Here is a 24,657-nt window from a genome sequence, read left to right as displayed (position 1 = left end):
AAATAAGGTCTTTACATGTCTGCTGATACCCAACATTTTACCGGTACAGATCAATATATCGCGACTGATAGTCTTAAGCTTGCTGTAAAAGCAGCTCGTGCTTTGCAAAAGCCTTTACTGATTAAGGGTGAACCGGGCACGGGTAAAACTTTACTTGCTGAACAAGTAGCACAAAGTTTAGGTTTAAAACTGATTACTTGGCATATCAAATCTACAACTAAAGCACAGCAAGGGTTGTATGAATATGATGCAGTTTCTCGTTTAAGAGATAGCCAGTTAGGTGATGACCGAGTTTACGATATTAAGAACTACATTAAACCCGGTAAATTGTGGGAAGCTTTCACCAGTGAAGAGCGTTGCGTATTATTAATTGATGAAATTGATAAGGCCGATATCGAGTTTCCAAATGACTTGTTGCATGAACTCGATAAAATGTCTTTTTATGTTTACGAAACGAATGAAACAATTACGGCAACGCAACGCCCAATTGTAATTATTACTTCAAATAATGAAAAAGAATTACCGGATGCATTCTTGCGTCGTTGCTTCTTCCACTATATTGAGTTTCCAGATGAAGCCACAATGCGAGAAATCATTGCGGTTCATTTCCCAAATATCTCTGCCACACTAGTAAACGAAGCTTTACAGGTTTTCTTTAAACTACGTGAAATTCCTAATTTAAAGAAACCACCATCAACCTCTGAGTTAATTGATTGGTTAAGCTTACTCATGGCAGATGATATGCCTGAAGATGTATTACGTAATCGAGATACCTCTAAAGCTATTCCACCTTTATATGGTGCTCTCATCAAAAACGAGCAAGATGTACAACTTCTCGAACGCTTGGCTTTCATGTCTCGACGTTAAGGGAGGGAGTAACCCATGTTTGTGCGGTTATTTTACACCTTACGTAAATATGGTGTTCCAGTTACCACTCGTGAACTCATTGATCTAAACCGTGCGGTGAGTGAAGGTTTGGTTTTTGCCGACCAAGAAGAGTTCTATCAGCTTGCTAAAACTATTTTAGTTAAAGATGAGCGATTTTTTGATAAGTTTGATCGTGCCATGAAAGATTACTTTGATGGCATTGAAACTTTTGATATCGATGAGTTGCTTAAGCAAGTTCATAAATTACCAAAAGACTGGTTCGATTTAGAACTTCTCGAAAAGCATTTAACACCAGAGCAAAGAGCTGAACTTCAAAAAGCAGGTTCTTTAGAAGAACTGATGAAAATGCTAGAAGAGCGTTTACGCGAACAGCATAAGAAACACCAAGGTGGTAACCGTATGGTTGGCACAGGTGGAACTTCACCTTTTGGAGCTTTTGGTGACCATCCAGAAGGCGTCAGAATTGGTGGGCCGGGGCGTAAACGTTCGGCGGTTAAAGTCTGGGAACAGCGGAAATACCAAAATCTAGATGATGACCAAGTTCTTGGAACTCGTCAGATGCAAATTGCGTTACGACGTTTACGCAAATTTGCTCGCCAAGGCGCAGCTGAAGAGTTAGACGTTGATGGAACTATTCGAGAAACAGCCAAACAAGGTATCTTGGATGTTCAGATGGTGCCAGAGCGTCGCAATCGAATCAAAGTACTCATGTTGTTTGATGTGGGTGGTTCGATGGATGCACACATTGCCCAATGTGAAAAGCTTTTCAGCGCAGCTAAAACCGAATTCAAAACGCTTGAATACTTTTATTTCCATAACTGTCTTTATGACTATGTTTGGAAAGATAACTACCGAAGAACAGCAACCCGCATGAATACATGGGATCTGTTCCATACTTACGGACGCGACTATCGTGTAATTGTGGTGGGTGATGCCAGTATGGCACCGTATGAGCTGAAATCGGTAGGTGGCTCGGTTGAATATATGAATGATGAAACAGGTGAGGTTTGGTTACGTCGCCTACGTCAACATTTTGATAAAACAGCATGGTTAAACCCTGAAACTGAAGGGTATTGGCATTACACTCAAACCATTGGTTGGATTAAAGAGATTTTTGAAAACCATATGTATCCAATGACCTTAAAAGGCATTGAGGACTTAACACGCTACCTTTCTCGATAAATTTGATAACTTTAATAATTTAAAAAGAGGGATGATATGCAACATCAAATTAATGGTATTGCTTTGCCAAATGAACAGGGATTTTTTGGTGAATATGGAGGCCAATTTATTCCTCCGCATTTAAAAGAAGCAATGGATGAAATTAATGTTGCTTATGAAGAAATTCGACATACACCAGAATTTCAAAATGAATTATCGGACCTCTTTTCAAATTATGTAGGTCGTCCAAGTCCGTTATTTCATGTGAAGCGTCTATCTGAACAGTTAGGTGGCGCACAAATTTACTTAAAACGTGAAGATTTGAACCACACGGGCGCTCACAAAATTAATCACTGCTTAGGTGAAGCTTTACTTGCTAAATATATGGGCAAAAAGAAAGTTATTGCTGAAACAGGTGCTGGTCAGCATGGGGTCGCTTTGGCAACCGCTTGTGCTTTAGTTGGTATTCCATGTGAAATTCACATGGGTCAAGTAGATATTGAAAAAGAACACCCTAATGTGGTCAAAATGAAAATTTTGGGTGCTCATTTAGTTTCAGTAACACGTGGTACAGCAACCTTAAAAGATGCAGTTGATAGCGCTTTTGAAGAATATTTAAAAGACCCTAAAAACTTTATTTATGCAATTGGTTCTGTGGTTGGACCACATCCATTTCCAAAAATGGTTCGAGATTTTCAATCGATTATTGGTAATGAAATTAAAGAGCAGACGCATCATCGTTTTGGTAAAAACCCAGATTATGTTGTCGCATGTGTTGGTGGTGGTTCAAATGCAATCGGTGCCTTTACAGTATTTCTAAATGATTCGGATGTGAAATTGGTTGGGGTTGAACCAGCAGGACATGGTTTAGAAACTAACATGCATTCGGCAACTTTAACCTTAGGTAAACCAAGTCAAATTCATGGTATGGCGTGTTACGTGCTTGAAAATGAAGCTGGTGAACCGTTACCCGTGCATTCTATTGCTTCAGGATTGGACTATCCTGGTGTTGGGCCACAGCATAGTTTCTTAAAAGATTTAGGCCGTGTGGAATATAGCACTGCAACTGACCAAGAATGTTTGGATGCTTTTATGACCTTATCTCGTGTAGAGGGAATTGTTCCCGCACTTGAAAGTTCACACGCTGTTGCATGGGCAATACGAGAAGCACCAAAGCTGTCGAAAGAAACCATGATTGTGGTTAATCTTTCTGGTCGTGGAGACAAAGATTCGGATTATGTGGCAGAAAAACTTAAGCTTTAAACCAACTAAACATAAAAAGCGGTCAAACTTCAAAGACCGCTTTTTTATTTCATAGGCGAAATCTATACCTGGTTAAAAGTTCATTATTTCTTAATTAAAACAAAGTATTCTGATTTTAAGCTGTGATTGTTAGAGATAGGTGTGTAAAACACTGCTTCATAAGGCAAAGCGTTGCGTTGCTTTGTCTCACTCAGTAGAATAGTCACTTTGCAAAATTTGCCTTTGGAGACGCCTAAGTGGAGCGACCGACGATTAGCCCTGAACATTTACAGGAAGCTGCTGAAAATTTATCTACAATTCGAGATTTTATTCGCTTTGGGGTATCAGCATTACGTCAACATGATGCACATTTAGGACAAGGTACTGAAGATTATTTTGCAGAAAGTTCTGCATTAGTTTTACAAACCTTATCTCTTGAATGGTCAGCAGACTCAGAGATTTTAGATGCTAAGCTTTTGCCAAGTGAAAAAGCAGAATTCTTAAGTTTGTTAGAACGTCGTATTAATGACCGTATTCCGACTTCTTATTTATTAAATTTAGCTTACTTCTTTAATAAGCCATTTTATGTGGATGAGCGCGTACTTATTCCGCGTTCACCAATTGCTGAATTAATTGAACAGCGCTTTGCACCATATTGCTTAGATGAAAATGGTCAAATGCGTGAAGCACTTAATAACCTGCCAGAAAATGCAAAACCTAAAACTCCACAGCGTATTTTAGATATGTGTACAGGTTCTGGTTGTATTGCTGTTGCTTTGGCTTATGCATATCCAGATGCGGAAGTGGATGCAACGGACATCTCTAAAGAAGCCTTAGAAGTAGCATCGATTAATGTTGAACACCACAATAAGCAATATCAAGTTGCGTTACTTGAATCTGATTTATTTGCCAAGATTCCAGCTGAAAACCAGTACGATTTAATTGTAAGTAATCCTCCGTACGTTGATGCCGAAGATATGGCTGACTTACCGGAAGAGTTTTTACACGAACCTGAGCTTGCATTGGCAGCAGGTCAAGACGGTTTAGATCTAGTGCGTAAAATGCTTGCTCAAGCGGCAGATTATTTAACTGAAGATGGTTTAATTGTCATTGAAGTGGGTAATTCTGAATGGGCTATGCGCCAAAACTTCAATACGATTGATTTCAACTGGCTTACTTTCCAAAAAGGTGGTTCTGGCATTTTTGCTTTAACCGCAGAACAATGTCGTCGTTATAGAAAATTATTTGAACAGCAACAAGCATAAGGAGTTGTACATATGGCAGGGAACAGTATTGGACAACTCTTTCGTGTAACGACATGTGGCGAGTCTCATGGCGTTGGCTTAATGGCAATTGTTGATGGTGTGCCACCTGGTCTTGAGTTAACCGAAGAAGATCTACAAAAAGATCTGGACCGCCGCAAGCCGGGTACATCAAAATTTGCGACCCAGCGCAAAGAACCTGATCAGGTTGAAATTATTTCTGGTGTGTTTGAGGGTAAAACTACTGGTACGCCAATTGGTTTACTTATTCGTAATACTGACCAAAAATCGAAAGATTACGGCAATATTGCTCAGACTTTTAGACCGGGTCATGCGGACTACACCTATACACAAAAGTATGGTTTCCGTGATTACCGTGGTGGCGGTCGTTCGAGTGCACGTGAAACTGCTATGCGTGTTGCAGCGGGTGCTATTGCTAAAAAATATTTAGCAGAAAAATTTGGTGTATTGATTCGCGGTCATGTCACACAAATTGGTAATGAAGTTGCTGAAAAACTGGATTGGAATGAAGTTCCAAATAATCCATTTTTCTGTGGCGATGTAAATGCTGTTCCTCGTTTTGAAGCATTGGTTACGTCTTTGCGTGAACAAGGCACAAGCTGCGGGGCTAAGCTAGAAATTTTAGCTGAAAAAGTTCCTGTAGGTTGGGGTGAACCTGTTTTTGACCGTCTAGATGCTGACATTGCTCATGCCATGATGAGCATTAATGCGGTTAAAGGTGTTGAAATCGGGGATGGTTTCGCAGTTGCTGGGCAGTTTGGTCATGAAACACGTGATGAGTTGACGAGTAATGGCTTCTTAGCGAACCATGCAGGCGGTATTTTAGGCGGTATTTCGAGTGGTCAAACCATTCGAGTCGCTATTGCATTAAAGCCTACTGCAAGTATTACAACGCCAGGTAAAACGATTAATTTAAGCCGTGAAGATACTGATGTGTTAACTAAAGGTCGTCATGACCCATGTGTAGGTGTACGAGCAACTCCAATTGCAGAAGCAATGTTGGCTATTGTCCTAATGGATCACTTCCTACGCCATCGTGCACAAAATGCAGATGTTGTTCCACCGTTTGCACCAATTGAACCATAGTCATAATTTTGACTATAGTAAATTAAGCCCCCATATTTAACTTAAACTTGGGGGGCTTTAATTTTTTATCATATTCGGCTCTATTAAATTTTAAATTATTTCCTTGTCTTATAATCTCTATATAAATATAATACCCGCGATTTATTTCTGAATATATTTATCTGCTTAAGTAAAAAATTAAAATCTTATTAATTTTTATACTTGCACAAGATATTTATATCCTAAAACTAATTTTATTAAAATTAGTTTTATATAAGTTTATTACATATTTAAATTTTATTACTTTAAACAAATAATTTTCAAAGTCATCATTGAAATTGGGGAAATATCAATGAATCAATGTACATATAGAATTGGCTGTATGTCAAAGGATAAACTATTGCCTAAAAACTTAGAGGCAATGATAAAAGTTATTCATGACTTATCTTTATCGTCTCAGCTATCTGAAAACTGGATATATAGTGATGATAATCCAGATATATATATTATTGATTTAGATAGCGGCTATACAAATATTCTTATTCCTAAAAAAATTAAAATTGTATTAAGTAATAATCCTGAGCTTTTAAAAGGTTATCAATATGGTCTAAAGAGACCCTTAAGGTATCAGGAACTATTAAAAATTTTATTAGAAATTGAAAATAATGAATATTTTAAAAAATCTTATCGAGAACGAATAGAAAATATAACCGCTACAGATCCGTTTGAGACAAAAATTCTATATAAACTTGTTTGTTATCCAAACTTTAAAAATATTCATGCAGAGCAGATTGTTAATGTCACTAGAGTTTGTGCTTTATTATCTATTGAATCAAAAACAGTCCAAGAAATTAAAAAATTCTTGAACTTATCTGTAGATGAAATACAAAAAATTATAGAGATTATTAAAAAAGAGGCTTATCCGAACTATGAAACGATACATGAGAATATTGTCTCGATATTGCCATTTTCAAATGAAATTGTTCAGACAGCCCCTCCTAGAATGGAGCAAAACTTATTGCTCTATTTTATAAATAAACTTTGGAAGAAGTTAAAAGGAGAATTCTGATGAACTTGATTTTTTTAGCTTAGAGTAGGTATGTATTAATCTTAACTAAATCATTCTTAATTTAATATTAGGAACTAAACAACAATATTTAGTACATATTAAATCTAGATTACATTTTAGCTTTACCACGGATGGAAAAGCTAAATAGAGAATTCTTTCATTATTTTAATTCAAAAGATTAATATCAAAAAAAAATAATGTAATCACTAGCCAAAAGTTATCCTCAATTGTTATTTGCCATTATTAAGTTAAATCTACAATTTGTTCTTCATTTACAGCAATCTTATATTGATTACGTCCATTGGTTTTTGCTTTATATAATGCATGATCAGCTCGTGCCACAAAAGCAGAAATAGAATCGTTTAGACGTGGAATTGTGGTTGCTACTCCAACGCTAATAGTGACTTGTGGTGAAACATCACTACATGGGTGTTTAATCGCAATTTTATTAATCGCATTCATTAAACGTTCGACTTGTATCAAAGCTTGCTGAGAATTTGTCATTGGGAATAGTAGTAAAAACTCTTCACCACCATAACGAGCAACTAAATCACCACTACGAGCAGCAATAGAAGAAATAGCAATTGCGATTTCTTTTAAACATTCATCACCTTTGAGATGTCCTAGCGTATCATTGTAGGCTTTAAAATAATCGATATCGACCATCATAATAGTGAGTGGGGTTTCATGTCGTAATGCACGGCGCCATTCATTATCCAAGGTTTCATCTAGATAACGTCGATTGGCTAAACCAGTAAGTGCATCTTGCTGAGAAAGTAAGGATAACTGCTGCGCTTGTTGCATGAGCTCAATGCGGTTCAGCTCAATCATACAGTTTTGTAAATAGTTTTCTCGATGTTGACGGTCCGTTGCATAGGCGAGGGTCATTCCCAAAAAACTACTAAAAGTGTAAGTTCGGTTTAAGAACGTCCAGTCGATCACACCATTTAAGTAGTTACTTACTAAAATTCCAACTAGTCCTCCCATCCATCCAGCAAATATGGCGGTATAAAAGCGCATACCAACAGCACCATAAATAATAACGATTGCATACATCATGGCAGCATGAAAAAGAACATTATCTTGTCCATTCTCAATAACGTTAATTAAAATAAAAGTAATTGCTACCGCTAAAGCCGAGCCAACTCCTACATAATAATCAAAATACTGATTTAATTTTTTAATAAATGATAAAATCCAAGCGATAAGAACAATTACACCAACCCAAGAATAATAGCTAAACCAGGATAAAACTTGTTCACTTGGTAAAACTTGATATATACCAAAGCTTAAAAATATATATAATATTAAAATAATAGGCGCTCTATAGCGGAACTCATAGGCAGCACCGTTTTGGTATTGAAAACGATAAATCGTTTCAAGCTGCTTTGGAAACCATACAAAGTTTAATCCTCGTGTGGTTAATAAATCTATTTGTTCCTGTCCCAATATATTGGAACCCTGCAACTTCATAATTAATGCTCTCTATATTGGAAGTTGTCATAAAATGAGACTTATTTTAAGTAAAGTTCCATCTAAAAATATTGATTATATAATGTGTGGTTTATTCAAAATAATAATACAGATTTTTTAAAAAAGTAATGATTTTTATCTATGTTAAATGTGATAAAAATCACGACATTTCAATGATTAGCCTAATAATTATCTAAAGTTCTCCAATCCATCGAAAAAAGTTACAAATGGTCGATTAACGATTGTATCTTTATCATTTTCGGATAGACTTATAGTGTGAAATACAGATGATTGCTGTCATATAAATAGGAAAATTAGCAATGACTGCTCTAAATCAATATGGAATGAATTTAGAAATTACGCCGCATAATGGATGGTCACAACGGTTCTGGGACGACCTGTTACCAGCTAAAGAACGGGTGAGTAAACATCCGTTTTTTACGGAAATGGCCAATGGGGGATTGAGCCTAGATAGTTTCCGTTATGCTCTACTTAATTTCTATCCATTAGTCGCCCATTTCCCGTCATATATGGCTGGAGCATTGGGGAAAGCGACTGGATTTTCTGAACCGGGAGTTACTGAAGCGCGAGATTGGTTAATTCAAAATATTAAGGTAGAAGAGCGACACTTAAAATGGTATCGCGATTGGGCTGGAGGTTTTGGCTTAACAGTTGAAGAACTTGATCATGTACGACCACCCGCTGCTATGAATGCTGTAAACCATTTTCTATGGAATATGAGTCATCGAGGCAATTTGGCAGAATGTCTGGCTGCAACAAATTTGGCGATTGAATGGGCAACTGGAGATTGGTCTATTCAGGTGTATAAAGGTATTCATACCTATACTAATCATCCTGAAGTCACGATTGATAAACGTTCTTTAGCTTGGTTGCGCGCTCATGCACATTACGATGATCTTCATCCTTATGAAGCTATGGAGTTGATTAAACGCTTATGTAATGACCGTCCTGACTGGCAGCAAAAAGCATTTCATGCTGCTGAAGAAGGGCTACGATATTATGAATTAGCTTTGGACGACTGCTATAGGGTACAGCTTCAAGCCTCTGCTTGATCTAGCCTTAAAAAGGGAGAATATCGTATGGATATTCTCCCTTTTATTTTATTCGAGCAACTTTAAGAGTTTAGTTCGATAAGGTGTTTCTTCGGGTAATAATTCAAGTAAACGTTCAACGGCATCTACACGGTCTGGTACACGACTGACCACTCGTAATAATTGATCAATATCTTCAATTTGATAAATCACATGACTCAAACGAGCGTCAAAACAATCTCTCCATGCGCATAAAAAAGGACTTTCTGATTTAGCTAAGAAACTTCCTCTATAGAGTGTAAGCGTAGTTGATGTAAAACCAAGGTTTAAGGCTTGTTCGGCCATTAAAAAATCACATTGAATTTCGCAGTTAAGTCTATATGGTCGTGACTCGATAACATCGGGTATTAAGTTTCTGAGTTGAGAAAGTTCTGCTTTTAAAGTGGTGGTACTTACAGGTCGATCACCATATAGAGCATAGTGAAGTTCTTCAAGATTAATCCCTTCGGGACAAAGAGTTAAAATACACAGAATCTCAATTTGACGTTGAGTCAATGTAAGGCTGTGTTGGTTATATTGAACTTTAGGAGTACCGAAAGCTTTAATATATAAGATATTTTTCTGATGAAGCTGAATTGCTTGTTTAACAATGTCAGCACAACGCTCTACTGCTAAAACTCCAAGTGAATTATGTTTTTGATATTTAGTCGATAAATTCATAATTCCATAAAACTGACCTGTATTTGTATCGGTAATCGGTGCTGCATAACAGACCCAGTCTCTGACACTATTCATTTGGTTTTCATGTGAGTAAACACAGCTTGCAGAATGTGTATTTAATGCTAGACCAATGGCGTTTTGACCTACTGCCTGAGTAGACCACTGACCACCTTCAACAAAGTGTACTTGCTCAGCCGATGAGCGCATAGGGTGACTACTCCATGTCCAAAGTAGAGTACCATGAGGATCAGTCACACCAATGGCCATATCGGCATCTTCGGCAATATGCATTAAGTTGCGATGGCACTCGTGAATCGAACGACCAAATAATGAGTGTTCCCATTCCTCACCCAGATCAAACAAAGGTGCTGCTTCAAGGTCAAGTGATGGTTTTTTTCCTAATTGTTTAGAATGAGATGAGGATTCCGACCGAAATAAGGACGGACTAGTGTCTATTAAAGGCGATGATAATTGTTCTGACATATCCATATCGAAATTCCTTTATCATTGAAATGGCGTATCCGTAGCCGCTCAACAGTTATAACTTTCTTATTGTGACTATTTCCTAGTTATCTCCTTACCTTAAATAATTTTATAAGTCTTGACCATTATCCTATTGGATAAGTTTTGTTAATTGCCTAATCATTAAGATAAGACATCTTGTCGGCTGAAAGGCTTTGGCACTTCTTCTCCGAAATATTGTCGATCAGCAAAATAGCTAGAACGAACCATAGGTGCACTCCAAATATTTTTAAAACCTAATCGCTTACCGTGTCGGGTATATCGTTCAAATTCTTGTAAATTTACAAACCGATGAATAGGCGCATGTGATTTTGAAGGCTGAAGATATTGACCAATCGTGACAAGATCGACTTGATAGTCTTTTAAATCGTTGAGTAGGGCAAGCACTTCAGCCTCTATTTCTCCTAATCCAACCATCAGGCCAGACTTGGTTTTGATATCGGGACAATATGCTTTAAAGCGTTTAAGTAACTCAAGCGAATGTTGATAATCTGAACCGGGGCGCATCGCTTTATATAAACGAGGAACCGTCTCAATATTATGGTTAAACACATCTGGAGGAGATAAGCTTAGAGTTGAAAGCGCTGTCTCTAAACGACCGCGAAAATCTGGTACTAAAATCTCAATCAATGTTTCTGGACAATGTTTTCTAATTTCTTCAATACACTTTACAAAATGTGCAGCACCGCCATCATGTAGATCGTCGCGGTCTACAGAGGTAATCACGACATACTTTAAGTTTAGATTTGCGACTGTTTCTGCCAAATGCTTAGGTTCATCTTCATCTAGCGGTTTTGGGCGACCATGAGCGACATCACAAAATGGGCAGCGACGAGTACAAATATCGCCCATAATCATAAATGTTGCCGTACCTCCACCAAAACATTCCGGTAAATTTGGACACGCCGCTTCTTCGCAAACACTGTGTAACTTCTGTTGGCGTAGCAAATTTTTTATGCGGTTAATTTCTTCAAAATCGGTTATTTTGGCTCTAATCCAGTCAGGTTTAGTCGGTAACTCTTCTGTAGGTAAAATTTTAATCGGAATGCGAGCAACTTTATCCGCTCCTCTTAATTTAATACCAGTTTCTATTTGCCTTTTTAAGTCCATATATAAAATTCCATTTTATATTAAATAATATTTAACTAGACTCTATATAATAAAAATCCTTATAATTTAAATAAAGGACATAGAGTTTATTAATGAGCGTAGTACACAGCTAATATTATAAATTAATAAAGGTTGGTTAAAGGTTTGTTTCACAAGCCAATGAAATGTATTAAAATTTTTTAATTTTATTTTTGCTGTACAAGTTTTTGAAAAATAAAAAATAATATCCATAAGAACCATTTAAAAATTTTTAGTCTAATAGCATATTAAATTAAATTGAGCTTTATTATTTATAGCGAAATATATAACTCTCGCTGAAACTTGGTTGATTTTTAATAATCAAGATAATAAAGGAAAAGGATATGCAATTAACGGAAGAGCAATTACTCGCAGCATATAAACGCATGCGCGATATTCGTGAATTTGAGGATCGACTTCACGAAGAAAATACCAATGGTGATATTCCTGGCTTTATTCACTTATACAGTGGTGAAGAAGCTGTAGCAGTCGGGATTTGCGAAAATTTAACCGACAAAGACTATATCACTTCAACACACCGTGGACATGGACACTGTATTGCAAAAGGTTGTGACATTCACGCCATGATGCTGGAAATTTTCGGTAAAGATGACGGGCTATGCCGTGGAAAAGGCGGTTCTATGCATATTGCCGATTTAGATAAAGGTATGCTCGGTGCCAACGGGATTGTGGGTGGTGGACCTCCTTTAGCAATTGGTGCGGCGTTGACAGCGAAAACCTTAAAGACTGGTGGGGTCGGACTGTCTTTTACAGGTGACGGTGGCTCAAACCAAGGCCTTACTTTTGAAGCGATGAATATGGCTGTTGTACTTAAACTTCCAGTAATTTTCGTTTTCGAAAATAACGGCTTTGGTGAAGGAACAGGGCATGATTACGCAGTAGGAAGCAAAGACATTGCTGGTCGTGCCGCAGGTTTTGGTTTACCTGCAGTTAAAGTTGATGGTACAGACTTCTTTGCCGTTTATGAAGCCGCTCAAACTGCTATTGAACGTGCACGTCGTGGTGAAGGTCCGAGTGTGATTGAAACCATTACAAACCGTTTTTATGGCCACTTCGAAGGTGACCCTGGCTTGATTCGTTCTAAAGAAGAAGTCGAGTTCATCAAAGAAAATAAAGATCCTTTGAAAATTTTCCGCGAAAAAGTCAAAGGCAAAATTGATGAAGCCAAACTAGACGAGATTGATGCATCTTCTAAGGCAAATGTTGATGATGCCGTTGCTAAAGCTCGTGCTGCGGCATACCCAAAACCAGAACAACTCCTTACTGACGTCTATGTCTCTTACTAAAGGAATAGTAAAGATGCCAAATAAAAGTTTTCGTAATGCAATTAAAGAAGCCATTGAATCAGAAATGCGTCGTGATCCAACCGTATTTGTTGTTGGTGAAGATGTTCGTGGTGGGCACGGCGGTAAAAATACCGAAGAGAACGAGCTTGAAGGCTTCGGTGGGGTACTTGGTGTAACCAAAGGTTTATGGACGGAGTTTGGTTCAGAACGTGTGATTGATACACCAATTACCGAGTCTGCAATTATCGGTATGGCCGCCGGTGCGGCTGCAACAGGTTTACGTCCTGTTGCTGATTTAATGTTTATGGACTTCTATGGCGTGTGTCATGACATGCTCTATAACCAAGCCGCTAAATTCCGTTATATGTTTGGTGGAAAAGCAAAAGCACCCATGGTTGTACGTGGCATGATTGGCGCAGGTTTTTCTGCGGCAGCTCAGCATTCTCAGTCACCATATAACGTATTTGCCGCGGTTCCAGGCTTAAAAGTTGTGGTTCCATCTAGCCCATATGATGTGAAAGGGCTATTAATTCAGGCCATTCGTGATGACGACCCTGTGGTGTTCTGTGAGCATAAAATGCTCTATGACATTAAAGGCGAAGTTCCAGATGATGCCTATACCATTCCTTTTGGTGTAGCAAATTACACCCGTGAAGGGACAGACGTGACCATTATTGCTTTAGGCTTGATGGTACATCGTGCTAATGAAGTGGCAGACAAATTGGCAAAAGATGGTATTTCGGTTGAAGTGGTCGACCCTCGTACAATTTCACCTCTGGATGAAGAAGGAATTTTAGAGTCTGTTGCGTCGACTGGACGTGTGGTTATTGTGGATGAATCAGCTGCACGTTGTGGTTTTGGACATGATGTTGCTGCACTAGTTGCACAGAAAGGTTTCCACTATTTGAAAGCACCTGTTGAACTTGTAACGCCACCACATACGCCTGTTCCATTCTCTCCAGTTTTAGAAAAAGAATGGATTCCAAGTGTAGAGCGTATTGAGCAAGCTGTGCGAAAAACATTGGAGGCTTAGGATGAGCGAAATTAAAACGCTGGAGATCCCGAAATGGGGATTATCCATGGAAGAAGGTACTATTGCCCAATGGTTGATTAAAGAAGGCGATAGCTTTAATAAAGGCGATGAAATTTGTGAAATTGAAACCACAAAAATCGTCAATGTATTAGAAGCGCCTTTTGCTGGAACACTCCGTAAAATTTTAGCAAAAGACGGGGATACTTTACCCGTCGGTGGTCTTATTGCGGTATGTGCTGATAGTGAAATTTCTGATGCAGAAATTGAAAAATTTATTGCATCACTAGGTGGTTCAGCAGATAAGGCCCCTGAAGCATCTTCGGAACAAAGTAAAGCGGAAACATCTGCACCTGTTGCTGAAAAAGCCGAACAACCACAGTCTGTAGCTGCAAGTGCTCCAGCTCCTGCAAAGGTAGCTAAAGGTGACTACGATGTACCGGAATCATTACAAGGTTATCAAACATCTGATGATTTGTTTGCAACACCGCATGCGTTAAAGCTTGCAGAAAAGCACAATGTGAACTTGGCAAAAGTCACAGGTTCTGGCCGTGAAGGACGTATTAGTGTTCAAGACATCCAGAAAGCTGTACAAGCTGCTGGTGGTCAGTGGCCTAATGTTAAGCAGCAAACTCAAGTTAAAGTAGTTAAATCTACTGCCGACGATAGTCAAGTTTCAGCGACACCTGTAGCACGCCGTTTAGCAAAACAATGGGGCATTAACCTAAATGACTGCCGTGTTTCAGGTACTCGTGGCCGCGTCTGTAAAGAAGATGTTGAAGCAGTTTACTATCGTAATAATCCAACCTCGGTAAATGAACAATCTGCTCAATGTGCTGTTGCTCAACCACAATCGACGGTTACGACTGTGGCGATGAATGGGATGCGTAAAGCGATTGCTTCACGGTTACAGGCTGCAAAACGTAATGCACCGCATTTCCGCTTGGTGGTCGATCTCAACGTAGAAGCTTTGCAAAAACTACGTAAGCAGATTAATGAGACTGTTCCACAAGTGAAACTTTCTATTAATGACATGCTAGTTAAAGCAGCTGCTGCGGCACTGATTAAAGTACCTGAGGTAAACGTTCAATTTGATGAAGCGACTCAATCAATTTTACAGTTCTCTCAAGCGGATATTTCGGTGGCCGTAGCGATTCCAAACGGTTTAATTACACCGATTGTAAAAGCTGCGAATCAAAAATCTTTGGCACAAATTTCTGATGACATGCGTGATTTGGCAACCCGTGCTAAGACTGGCAAGTTACAACCTGACGAGTTTCAGGGGGGGAGCTTTAGCATTTCAAATTTAGGAATGTTAGGCATTAAACAGTTCGATGCCATTATTAATCCACCGCAAGGTGCAATTATGGCATTAGGCGCTTCTGAATCACGTGCTGTTGTTGAAAATGGCAATATAGTGGTTCGTGAGATTGTCACAGCGACGTTGTCATGTGATCACCGTGTCATTGATGGCGCAGTTGGGGCGAAATTCTTGGCCAGCTTTAAGCAGTTTGTTGAAAACCCTGCTTTAATTTTGGTGTAGGAGAACCCGCATGTCAGAAGCTCAATTTGATTTAATTGTGATTGGCGCGGGACCGGGTGGGTATGTGGCTGCAATTCGTGCAGCCCAGCTCGGATTAAAAACCGCAATTGTAGAAGAGCAACATTTAGGCGGAATTTGCCTAAATTGGGGCTGTATTCCAACCAAAGCTTTGCTTGCAGGGGCAGAGCTTGCAACTCAGTTTAAACATGCTGGACAGTTTGGTTTTCAGGTATCTCAACTCGATTTTGATATACAAAAGCTTGTGCAACATAGCCGACAAGTGTCAGCTCAGTTAGTACAAGGCATCGATTATTTACTTAAAAAGAATCAGGTGACGGTTTTTAATGGCCGTGCTCAACTTACGGCTAAAGAAAAACTTGAAGTGACAGATGCTCAAGGTAACAGTCAGGCTTTAAGTGCGCCACATATCATCTTAGCAACTGGAGCTAAAGCTCGACATGTTCCTCAACTTCCTGTCGATGGAACATATGTCTGGAGCTATAAAGAAGCGCTTGTGCCAGAGGATTTACCAAAAAGTTTACTGGTTGTAGGTTCAGGTGCAATTGGTAGTGAGTTTGCTAGTCTTTATCAAGACTTGGGGTGTCAAGTCACCCTTATTGATTTAGCCAAGCAGATTTTACCAACTGAAGATGCCGAAGTTGCTCAATTTGTTAGAAAGCAATTTGAACAAAAAGGAATGAAAGTCTTAACCGATGCTGTCGTTCAAAGTATTCAAATTGAAAATGGTCAAGTTCACTGTGTGATTGAAACGGCAAATGACGTTCAAACGATTGTTTTTGACCGAGTGCTTTCAGCAATTGGTGTGCAGCCGAATACCACGGGGCTAGGATTAGAACGTTTAGGTGTAGAACTCAATCCACAAGGTTTTGTGACAATTGATGACTATTGTAAAACCAACGTAGCAGGGTTTTATGCGATTGGTGATGTGGCTGGTGCACCGTGTCTTGCCCATAAAGCAAGCCATGAAGCCATGATATGTGTCGAGAAAATCGCTGGTGTAGCAAACGTACATTCACTGGATCGTAGCCAGATACCGGGTTGTATTTTTACACATCCACAAGTGGCGAGTATTGGTTTAACGGAAAATGCAGCAAAAGCTAAGAATCTACCTATACGTATTGGTAAGTTTTCTTTAACTGCAAACGGCAAAGCTTTGGCAATTGGAGATGCGTCAGGTTTCGTTAAAACGGTGGTACATGCAGAAACGGGTGAATTACTTGGTGCACATATGGTCGGTCATGAAGTGACCGAACATATCCAAGGATTTGCGATTGCCAAATATCTAGAAGCAACTGATGAAAGCTTAGCTCAAGTGATTTTTCCACATCCAACCTTATCAGAAGCCATGCATGAATCTATTTTGGCTTCAATGCAACGAGCGATTCATATGTAGAAATTCTACATTTACAGGAGTTGAACATGGTTAATGGATTAAAAAATAAAGTCGTTTTAGTGACTGGGGCAGCTCAAGGCATAGGCCGTGGGATTGCCCTGCGCTTGGCGCAAGAAGGGGCACATATTGCATTAGTGGATATGAAACAAGATCGACTGAATGATGTGCAGCAGGAAATTCAAGCTTTAGGTGTAAATGCGAGCACATTTATTGCTAATGTAAGTGACCGCGAGCAAGTGTATGCCGCTATAAATCATGCTGAGCAGACACTTGGTGGGTTTGATGTCATGATTAATAACGCTGGAATTGCACAAGTACAAGCGATTGCGGATATCACACCTGATGAATTCCAAAAAATTGTTGATATTAATATTGGCGGCGTGCTGTGGGGAATACAGGCTGCTGCTGCAAAATTTAAGCAACGCCAACATAAAGGTAAAATCATTAATGCTTGCTCAATTGCAGGCCACGATGGGTTTGCTTTACTCGGTATTTACTCGGCAACCAAATTTGCGGTACGAGCACTTACCCAAGCTGCGGCAAAAGAATATGCCAGTCACGGTATTACGGTAAATGGATATTGCCCCGGAATTGTCGGAACTGATATGTGGGTTGAAATCGATAAACGTTTTGCTGAAATTACCGGTGCCGCAATTGGTGAAACTTATAAAAAGTATGTGGAAGGTATTGCTTTAGGTAGAGCCCAAACACCAGACGATGTAGCCGCATTAGTTGCTTTTCTGGCAAGTGAAGATTCGGACTATATTACGGGTCAATCCATTTTAACGGACGGTGGAATAGTCTATCGCTAAAACAACATCCTGATTTGAGGGAGATAATAATGAAAGCAGCGCGTTTTTATGACAGAGGAGATATTCGTATTGAAGATATCCCTGAACCAGAAGTCACTCCCGGCACTGTAGGCATTAAGGTAGCTTGGTGTGGAATCTGTGGCACAGATTTGCATGAGTTTATGGAAGGGCCAATATTTATTCCACCGTGCGGACATCCGCATCCTATTTCAGGCGAATCTGCGCCGATTACGATGGGACATGAATTTTCAGGGGTGGTCTATGCCGTAGGTGAAGGTGTTAATGATATTGAAATTGGTCAACATGTGGTGGTAGAGCCTTATATTGTGGCCGATGATGTACCGACTGGACCGGGCGATAATTATCATCTTTCCAAAAATATGAACTTTATTGGTTTAGGCGGTCGTGGCGGTGGCCTATCGGAAAAAATTGCGGTTAAACGCCGTTGGGTACATCCAATTTCCAATAAAATTCCGCTAGATCAGGCAGCCTTAATTGAACCGTTATCGGTGGGTCATCATGCTTTCGTACGTAGTGGTGCAAAGGCTGATGATATTGCACTGGTTGGCGGTGCGGGGCCAATTGGGTTATTGCTTTCGGCAATTTTAAAAGCGAAAGGTCTTAAGGTCATCATTACCGAACTAAGTGCTAAACGTAAAGAAAAAGCCAAAGAGTCGGGTGTTGCAGATTATATTTTAGACCCGTCAGAAGTTGATGTTGTTTCTGAGGTCATGAAAATTACCAATGGCGATGGTGTTGATGTTGCATTTGAATGTAGCAGCGTTAACAAGGTATTAGATACTTTGGTTGCGGCAGTGAAACCAACAGGTGTTATTGTTATTGTTTCGATTTGGAGCCATCCAGCATCAATTAATGTGCATAGTGTAGTAATGAAAGAGCTTGATGTAAGAGGCACAATTGCCTATGTAAATGACCATCAAGAAACTATTAAATTGGTTGAAGAAGGTAAAATAAATCTGGAACCTTTTATTACGCAGCGCATTCAACTTGATGATTTGATTTCACAAGGTTTTGAAACCTTAATTCATAACAATGAGTCAGCCGTTAAGATTATTGTACATCCATAAACAGACACTTAAACCTATAAAAAAGAGCGATGATTCGCTCTTTTTTATTAAAGTAAATTGTTGTTTTTGGCTTCAATAATAGGCGGCAATGGCTGTCCTAAAGAGCTTAGAGACTCTCGCTCAATCAAACGCACAATTGAATCGAGCGGTAAATCATTTTCTTGCAAACCAAAAGGTTCTTCAATTTGAGCACTTAGAGCATCTAAACCTAAAAATATATAAGCGATTAAACCCACAATCAGCGGTGTCCAAATACCTAAAGCTGCTTCAAGGCTAAACGGTAAGATGAAACAAAAACAGTAAACGGCGCGGTGTAAAAGTACTGAATATGAATAGGGCAAAGGCGTGCCAGCAATTCGGTCGCAACCCGCTTGAATATTACCTAGCTCAACAATATGTCGATTTAGCGTGCTATAGATAATGTCACTAATTTCGCCGTCTTTTAGAGCTTTGACTAAATCTTTTTGAATATTTTCGAGTACAAATTGAGGTGCATTAATATGCTCATTTAAATAATTAAGTGAAGAGTTATTTAAATAGGCATGCTCAAGAAATTTTGTGGGTTCGACTGTTTGTTGACGCAATCGATCACGCAACAAATTACTAAAAATTAAGACCTGATGAATTAAATGTTCACGTTGTTCATTAGATAAAACATGGCTATCTCTAACAATATGTCTGGCATTGGCAATTAAAGCCCCCCAAAGTTTCCGGCCTTCCCACCAACGGTCATAACACGCGTTATTTCTAAAACCAGTACAAATCGAAAGAATCACACCAAATATTGTAAATCCAATCGCGGGTACGGTAGGAATTTGAATCCAATGATAATAAGAGAGCCAGACCACACATGCTGAAATAAAGACAACAAAACTCAGTGCTGGCAAGACCTTAGGTAAAATTGTTCCTTTCCAAGCAAATAATAATTTAAATACATTGCTTTTATCACGGACAATCATATAAAGCCTTTGAACTAACGAACCTAACCAAGTGCAATATGATACGCCTTAGACGAGCTAAATACCTAACTAAAGCTTATGCTTTTGTCTGTATCGCCAAAGCGTTGTACGGCTAATACCAAAAATATTCGCGACCATATTTAGGTTATGGTTATATTTTTCTAAAGCGGCTTGCACATTTTCAGGGGTAAGTTCTGTATATGTCTCGGGTAATTTAACGTAATCCTCGGCATTTAAGAGCTCATTTGGTAAGTCTTCAACCTCAATTTCATCCTTACCATTTGCCATGGTTAAGGCATAAAGCAAAGTGTTTTTAAGCTCACGAACATTTCCTGGCCAGTCATAATTTAAAAGAACTTGCATGGCTTTTTGATTAACATGACGAGGCATTGTGTCGAGTTGAGTGGAGCTTTCTTTTAAAATCTGATCGACAATGAGAGGAATATCGACTTTTCGCTCTCTGAGTGGCGGTATAAAAATTGGAATTACGCGTAAACGGTAGAGCAAATCATGACGGAAACGCCCAGCTTTGGCTTCTTCGCGTAAAGCTTTATGTGTTGCGGTAATAATTCGGACATTGGCCTGAATCGGTTTTTCACCACCTACAGGAGTAAATTCACCTGTTTCTAACACCCGTAATAATTTAGCTTGAAGCTCTAAGGGAATCTCGGCAATTTCATCTAGAAACAGCGTTCCACCAGCGGCACGTTCAAACACACCTTTATGGTCACGAATTGCTCCTGTAAAAGCACCTTTCACATGCCCAAAGAGTTCACTTTCTAGAATATTGGCATTAAGAGCTGCACAGTTAATCGCTACAAAAATCTTATTTTTACGTTGGCTATAATCATGAATTGCTTGTGCCACCAGTTCTTTACCGCTACCAGATTCACCGCGAACAAGCACAGGAAACTCAGTAATTGCCACTCTTTGAATAATTGAAAACATACGTGCCATTTCTGGTGAACAACTATTAAAAACTTTAGCCAAGTCTTGCAATTGTTCTGTTAGCTCTCCTTGATCAGCAATATCATTCTCTATGCCAACAGGCTGTAGAATATGCAATTTCCCGATAATGCGATGCTCTGCGATGTAAATATCATGTTCTTGATAGATAAATCGCTTTCTCATTTTTGGAGTATTAACTTCGAGATATTGATTGTGATGATCTTGAGTAAGCGCTGCCATGCTCTCAACAGAAATATCATCTGTATTAAATTTATAGTGAATTGCTTGAGTCGTTGTGTCGGCTAAAAACAGACTTGCATTTGGGAATAAAGCTTTTAATTGCTCAAATAAAATAAAAAAATCTTGTTCTGACTCAAAATTTAACTTTGCCATTTCATATGTTTCACAATCGTTTCATTGAAACATACTTGAGTTTCATAGAAACATCAAGCTGCGTTTGTTTTCTAACTTTAATTTCATTTTTTATTTTAAGTATTTGATTTTTATATTTATTATTTAATTTTAAATAATTGGCATCTTATTTGCAAAATATAGGAAAGAAATAAATTATTGGGGTATAAATCATGTTCTTTAAGCAGTTTTTTGAAAAAGAAAGTTCGACTTATACATATATGCTTGGGTGTAAAGAAACACGAGAGGCTGTTTTAATTGACCCAGTAGCATCAGATATAGAGATTTATGCAAAAGAATTAGAGCAGCATCAATTTACGCTCATCTATACCTTAGATACTCATGTTCATGCAGACCATATTACCGCTGCAAATTTACTTCGTGAACGTTTCCATTGCAAATCAGTTTTACACAGAAACTCAGAAGTAAATTGCGGAGATATTTTAATTACTGATGGTTGCATGCTTAAAGTTGGCAACCTCAGTATTGAAGCACGTTATACACCAGGTCATACCAATGCTTGTACGAGTTATTTAGTTGAAAACATGATTTTCACTGGTGATGCATTATTAATTGACGGCTGCGGTCGAACCGATTTCCAGCAAGGTAGTGCGGGCACACTTTATGACAGTATTCATAGACAACTTTTTAGCCTACCTGACGACACTATTGTGTATCCGGGACACGATTATAAAGGTCGCCTGTCTTCAACAATTGGTAATGAACGTTTAAATAACTCACGTTTAGGTCAGAATCGCTCACGAGAAGATTTTATTAAATTGATGAATAACTTAAACCTGCCATATCCAAAACAAATCGATAAAGCACTTCCTGCCAATCAGGCTTGCGGCTCAATTTCACAATTATAAGGTGGCAATATGGAACTTAAACGAGTTAATCAAGATTTTTATGTTGCTGACCAGATTACTGCCAACGATATTGCAAAAATTGCAGACCAAGGAATAAAAACTCTGATATGTAACCGTCCAGATGGAGAAGGTGCAGATCAACCTAATGTGATTGAAATTGAAGAAGCAGCTCAGCGACATAGCCTAAACGTAATCTATCAGCCTGTTACCAGTGGCAAAATTACCGACCAACAAGTTGTCGAGTTTAAGCAGCTTTATCAGAATGCTCAGAAGCCCGTTTTAGCATATTGTCGCTCTGGTATGCGTGCAATCAGTTTGTGGGCTTTGGCTGAAGTTGCTCCACAAGATGCAGCACTGTTAGTTGAGTCGGGTAATAAGCTTGGGTTTAACTTAAAAGGCTTGGTGCCACGTATTTTAAAACGTGATCATGAACCAGCCACAATTCCTTGTTATAGCGTTGTGATTGTTGGCGCTGGGGCAGCAGGAATTTCTGTAGCGTCGAGTCTTTTATGTCGTGAACCTCATTTAGATATTGTCATTATTGATCCGGCAGATACCCATTATTATCAACCAGGCTGGACCATGGTTGGTGGCGGTATTTTCAAACTACAAGTAACCGCACGCTCAATGGCAAGTGTGATTCCTTCAAAAGTGAAATGGATGAAAGCAGCCGTTGCCGGATTCGACCCTGAGCATAATCAGGTCATTTTGGAAGGATGCCAACCCATTCAATATAAAGCTTTGGTCGTCTGTCCCGGTTTAAAACTGAATTGGCATGGGATTGAAGGTTTAGTTGAAACCTTAGGAAAAAATGGGGTGACGTCTAACTATCGTTATGATTTAGCGCCGTATACATGGGAACTGGTGCAACAATTAAATGGTGGAAAGGCAATCTTTACCCAACCGCCTATGCCGATTAAATGTGCAGGTGCTCCTCAAAAAGCGATGTACCTTTCAGCCGATTACTGGTTAAAGCAAGGCAAACTTAAAGATATCTCTATTCATTTTTATAACACTGGCGCTGTTTTGTTTGGTGTGAAGGAATATGTGCCTGCACTAATGCAATATGTCGAAAAATATGGCTCTGAACTTCATTTTAACCATCAACTTGTCAAAGTAGATGGACCTGCAAAAAAAGCATGGTTTAAAGTCGTGAACGATGAAAATGCAGCATTGGTCGAAACTGATTTCGATATGTTACACGTTGTTCCACCACAACAAGCCCCAGATTTTATTCGTGCCAGTACACTCACTGATGAAGCAGGCTGGGTGAGTGTGAATCCTCAAACCTTACAACACACACAGCATGCCAATATTTTTGCTTTAGGCGATGTGATGAATGCACCTAATGCCAAGACTGCTGCGGCGGCACGGGCACAAGCCCCGATTGTTGCTGTGAATGTTCTAGCACAACTGAACGGTGAGCAAAACTTCTGCGAGTACAACGGCTATGGTTCATGTCCACTCACTGTCGAGCGTGGAAAAATCGTTCTGGCTGAGTTTGGTTACGGCGGTAAGCTTCTTCCAAGTTTTCCAAAATGGGTGATTGATGGGCAAAAGCCATCTCGTTTGGCATGGTTACTTAAAGAGCAGATTTTACCACCGATTTATTGGCAAGGCATGCTTAAAGGCCGCGAGTGGATGGTCAAACCTGAGCGAGGATAAGTAAAGCTTAATAAGTTTTACCCGAGCGCAAGACGAGAACTATGTTCGAGTTAAGAGGATAAACAAAGCAACGCTTTATCCTGAGAAGCGGTTAAAGCTTCGCAAGAAGACGAGATCTACTCACTCATTAACCAGCAGTCTACTGCAAATAATGTATATGCAATTTTAGGCTTTTGATATGTTATTACTTGTCGTTGAAGGCATCGTGATTGGCTTTTTACTTGGTCTTACTGGTGCTGGTGGGGGTATTCTTGCTGTACCCGCGCTCATGACCAGTCAAGGCTGGAGTGTGGCGCAAGCTGCACCGATTGGGTTGTTGGCGGTTGCGCTATCTACTCTCATAGGAACCATTGAAGGCTTATTTAAAAAGATTGTGCGTTATCGCGCTGCAATCTGGATTGCCCTAATTGGTGCTCCTATGGCACATATCGGCATTTTAATAGCTAACACGATTTCACCTATTTGGCTCATGTTAATGTTTAGCTTGGTCATGTTTACAGTGGGCTATCGACTTATTAGTAACCGAGTATCAGACTTTCATAACCCGCCGTGTCAGGTTAACCCAAGTACGGGACGCTTTATCTGGAATTTTAAAACGGGAAGCGTTCTTGCCAGCATCGGAATTATTGCTGGGCTTTTAACAGGCATGCTAGGGGTTGGTGGCGGCTTTGTAATTGTACCAGCGCTTAGAAAAGTCACAAATTTGGATATGCATAGCATTGTTGCAACGTCACTTATGATTATTTTTCTCATTAGTGGAATGAGTATTGTGATGCATATTGTAGAGGGTTTTCACTATCCAGTAGGCATTACCAGTGCGTTTGCGCTCGCATGTGCAGTTGGTATGTTATTAGGGCGCAGAGCTATTCGTTTTATTCCGTCTGCAATTGTGCAAAAAGTCTTTGCTTTAATGGTTTTTGCTGTCGCAATTTATATGGTTATTAAGATTGTTAATCTAACAAATATCTGAGCGATATAGTATTTTAACCATCTCTATAATTAGCAATT

The 24,657-nt window shown here is 39.2% G+C and carries 21 protein-coding genes; 16 read left to right on the top strand and 5 right to left on the bottom strand.

The annotated features are described in order from the left end of the window. Positions 1-15: 15 nt before the first annotated feature. The 6 genes from RMB06_RS13675 to RMB06_RS13650 all read left to right on the top strand — a co-directional run bounded on the left by RMB06_RS13675 (position 16) and on the right by RMB06_RS13650 (position 6,708). Positions 16-867, top strand: coding sequence for a MoxR family ATPase (locus RMB06_RS13675; protein ID WP_002113662.1), 852 nt, complete (start codon positions 16-18; stop codon positions 865-867). 15 nt (positions 868-882) lie between these two features. Then, entirely contained in the window at positions 883-2,070 is a 1,188-nt protein-coding gene (locus RMB06_RS13670) for a VWA domain-containing protein (protein WP_000498060.1), read from the top strand. A gap of 36 nt (positions 2,071-2,106) precedes the next feature. Further along, positions 2,107-3,312 (top strand): tryptophan synthase subunit beta, encoded by a 1,206-nt coding sequence (gene trpB / locus RMB06_RS13665; RefSeq protein WP_311079939.1) that lies wholly within the window; start codon positions 2,107-2,109, stop codon positions 3,310-3,312. Between the two features lie 236 nt (positions 3,313-3,548). Then, positions 3,549-4,556 (top strand): 50S ribosomal protein L3 N(5)-glutamine methyltransferase, encoded by a 1,008-nt coding sequence (gene prmB / locus RMB06_RS13660; RefSeq protein WP_002113580.1) that lies wholly within the window; start codon positions 3,549-3,551, stop codon positions 4,554-4,556. Between the two features lie 12 nt (positions 4,557-4,568). Continuing rightward, entirely contained in the window at positions 4,569-5,660 is a 1,092-nt protein-coding gene (aroC, locus tag RMB06_RS13655) for a chorismate synthase (RefSeq protein WP_005069354.1), read from the top strand. 331 nt (positions 5,661-5,991) lie between these two features. Further along, positions 5,992-6,708 (top strand): hypothetical protein, encoded by a 717-nt coding sequence (locus tag RMB06_RS13650; RefSeq protein WP_005069352.1) that lies wholly within the window; start codon positions 5,992-5,994, stop codon positions 6,706-6,708. Positions 6,709-6,951: 243 nt separating this feature from the next. Here RMB06_RS13650 and RMB06_RS13645 read toward each other — a convergent pair whose 3' ends face one another. Continuing rightward, positions 6,952-8,181 carry a GGDEF domain-containing protein gene (locus RMB06_RS13645; protein ID WP_005069350.1) on the bottom strand — a complete coding sequence of 410 codons (1,230 nt, stop codon included), beginning with the start codon at positions 8,179-8,181 and terminating at the stop codon, positions 6,952-6,954. 320 nt (positions 8,182-8,501) lie between these two features. On the opposite strand from RMB06_RS13645, the gene RMB06_RS13640 reads away from it, so the two are divergent. Beyond that, positions 8,502-9,254 (top strand): TenA family transcriptional regulator, encoded by a 753-nt coding sequence (locus RMB06_RS13640; protein WP_002113940.1) that lies wholly within the window; start codon positions 8,502-8,504, stop codon positions 9,252-9,254. A gap of 48 nt (positions 9,255-9,302) precedes the next feature. Here RMB06_RS13640 and RMB06_RS13635 read toward each other — a convergent pair whose 3' ends face one another. Further along, positions 9,303-10,442 carry a hypothetical protein gene (locus RMB06_RS13635; protein ID WP_032003586.1) on the bottom strand — a complete coding sequence of 380 codons (1,140 nt, stop codon included), beginning with the start codon at positions 10,440-10,442 and terminating at the stop codon, positions 9,303-9,305. A 156-nt stretch (positions 10,443-10,598) separates the two neighbouring features. Next, positions 10,599-11,585 carry a lipoyl synthase gene (gene lipA / locus RMB06_RS13630; RefSeq protein WP_032003587.1) on the bottom strand — a complete coding sequence of 329 codons (987 nt, stop codon included), beginning with the start codon at positions 11,583-11,585 and terminating at the stop codon, positions 10,599-10,601. Positions 11,586-11,947: 362 nt separating this feature from the next. On the opposite strand from lipA, the gene RMB06_RS13625 reads away from it, so the two are divergent. Genes RMB06_RS13625 through RMB06_RS13600 form a run of 6 tightly spaced genes read left to right on the top strand, consistent with a single transcriptional unit; the run spans position 11,948 to position 18,797 of the window. After that, positions 11,948-12,910, top strand: a complete 963-nt coding sequence (locus RMB06_RS13625) for a thiamine pyrophosphate-dependent dehydrogenase E1 component subunit alpha (protein ID WP_001177519.1) — start codon at positions 11,948-11,950, stop codon at positions 12,908-12,910. A 13-nt stretch (positions 12,911-12,923) separates the two neighbouring features. Beyond that, positions 12,924-13,943: an alpha-ketoacid dehydrogenase subunit beta gene (locus tag RMB06_RS13620; protein WP_004792520.1), complete on the top strand. Its 1,020-nt coding sequence runs from the start codon at positions 12,924-12,926 to the stop codon at positions 13,941-13,943. 1 nt (position 13,944) lies between these two features. After that, positions 13,945-15,483 (top strand): 2-oxo acid dehydrogenase subunit E2, encoded by a 1,539-nt coding sequence (locus RMB06_RS13615; protein WP_311079930.1) that lies wholly within the window; start codon positions 13,945-13,947, stop codon positions 15,481-15,483. Between the two features lie 10 nt (positions 15,484-15,493). Beyond that, positions 15,494-16,897 carry a dihydrolipoyl dehydrogenase gene (gene lpdA, locus RMB06_RS13610; RefSeq protein WP_311079928.1) on the top strand — a complete coding sequence of 468 codons (1,404 nt, stop codon included), beginning with the start codon at positions 15,494-15,496 and terminating at the stop codon, positions 16,895-16,897. 26 nt (positions 16,898-16,923) lie between these two features. Further along, positions 16,924-17,709: an acetoin reductase gene (locus RMB06_RS13605; RefSeq protein WP_057084856.1), complete on the top strand. Its 786-nt coding sequence runs from the start codon at positions 16,924-16,926 to the stop codon at positions 17,707-17,709. A gap of 29 nt (positions 17,710-17,738) precedes the next feature. Continuing rightward, entirely contained in the window at positions 17,739-18,797 is a 1,059-nt protein-coding gene (locus tag RMB06_RS13600) for a 2,3-butanediol dehydrogenase (RefSeq protein WP_057084858.1), read from the top strand. A gap of 47 nt (positions 18,798-18,844) precedes the next feature. Here the strand turns inward: RMB06_RS13600 and RMB06_RS13595 are convergent, their stop codons facing one another. Continuing rightward, entirely contained in the window at positions 18,845-19,756 is a 912-nt protein-coding gene (locus tag RMB06_RS13595; RefSeq protein WP_311079926.1) for a bestrophin family protein, read from the bottom strand. A 69-nt stretch (positions 19,757-19,825) separates the two neighbouring features. Further along, on the bottom strand, positions 19,826-21,097 hold the full coding sequence (locus tag RMB06_RS13590; RefSeq protein WP_311079925.1) for a sigma-54 dependent transcriptional regulator: 1,272 nt from the start codon (positions 21,095-21,097) through the stop codon (positions 19,826-19,828). A 191-nt stretch (positions 21,098-21,288) separates the two neighbouring features. Here RMB06_RS13590 and RMB06_RS13585 point away from each other — a divergent pair, with 191 nt between their 5' ends. The 3 genes from RMB06_RS13585 to RMB06_RS13570 all read left to right on the top strand — a co-directional run bounded on the left by RMB06_RS13585 (position 21,289) and on the right by RMB06_RS13570 (position 24,619). Beyond that, positions 21,289-21,984 (top strand): MBL fold metallo-hydrolase, encoded by a 696-nt coding sequence (locus RMB06_RS13585; RefSeq protein WP_311079924.1) that lies wholly within the window; start codon positions 21,289-21,291, stop codon positions 21,982-21,984. 9 nt (positions 21,985-21,993) lie between these two features. Then, entirely contained in the window at positions 21,994-23,649 is a 1,656-nt protein-coding gene (locus RMB06_RS13575) for a TIGR01244 family sulfur transferase (protein WP_404976477.1), read from the top strand. A 178-nt stretch (positions 23,650-23,827) separates the two neighbouring features. Then, positions 23,828-24,619, top strand: coding sequence for a sulfite exporter TauE/SafE family protein (locus tag RMB06_RS13570; RefSeq protein WP_311079923.1), 792 nt, complete (start codon positions 23,828-23,830; stop codon positions 24,617-24,619). Positions 24,620-24,657: the final 38 nt, after the last annotated feature.

Source organism: Acinetobacter sp. V104_13 (genome assembly GCF_031798995.1).
Lineage (GTDB): Bacteria > Pseudomonadota > Gammaproteobacteria > Pseudomonadales > Moraxellaceae > Acinetobacter > Acinetobacter pittii.
This window is presented reverse-complemented; position numbering and strand designations above follow the sequence as displayed.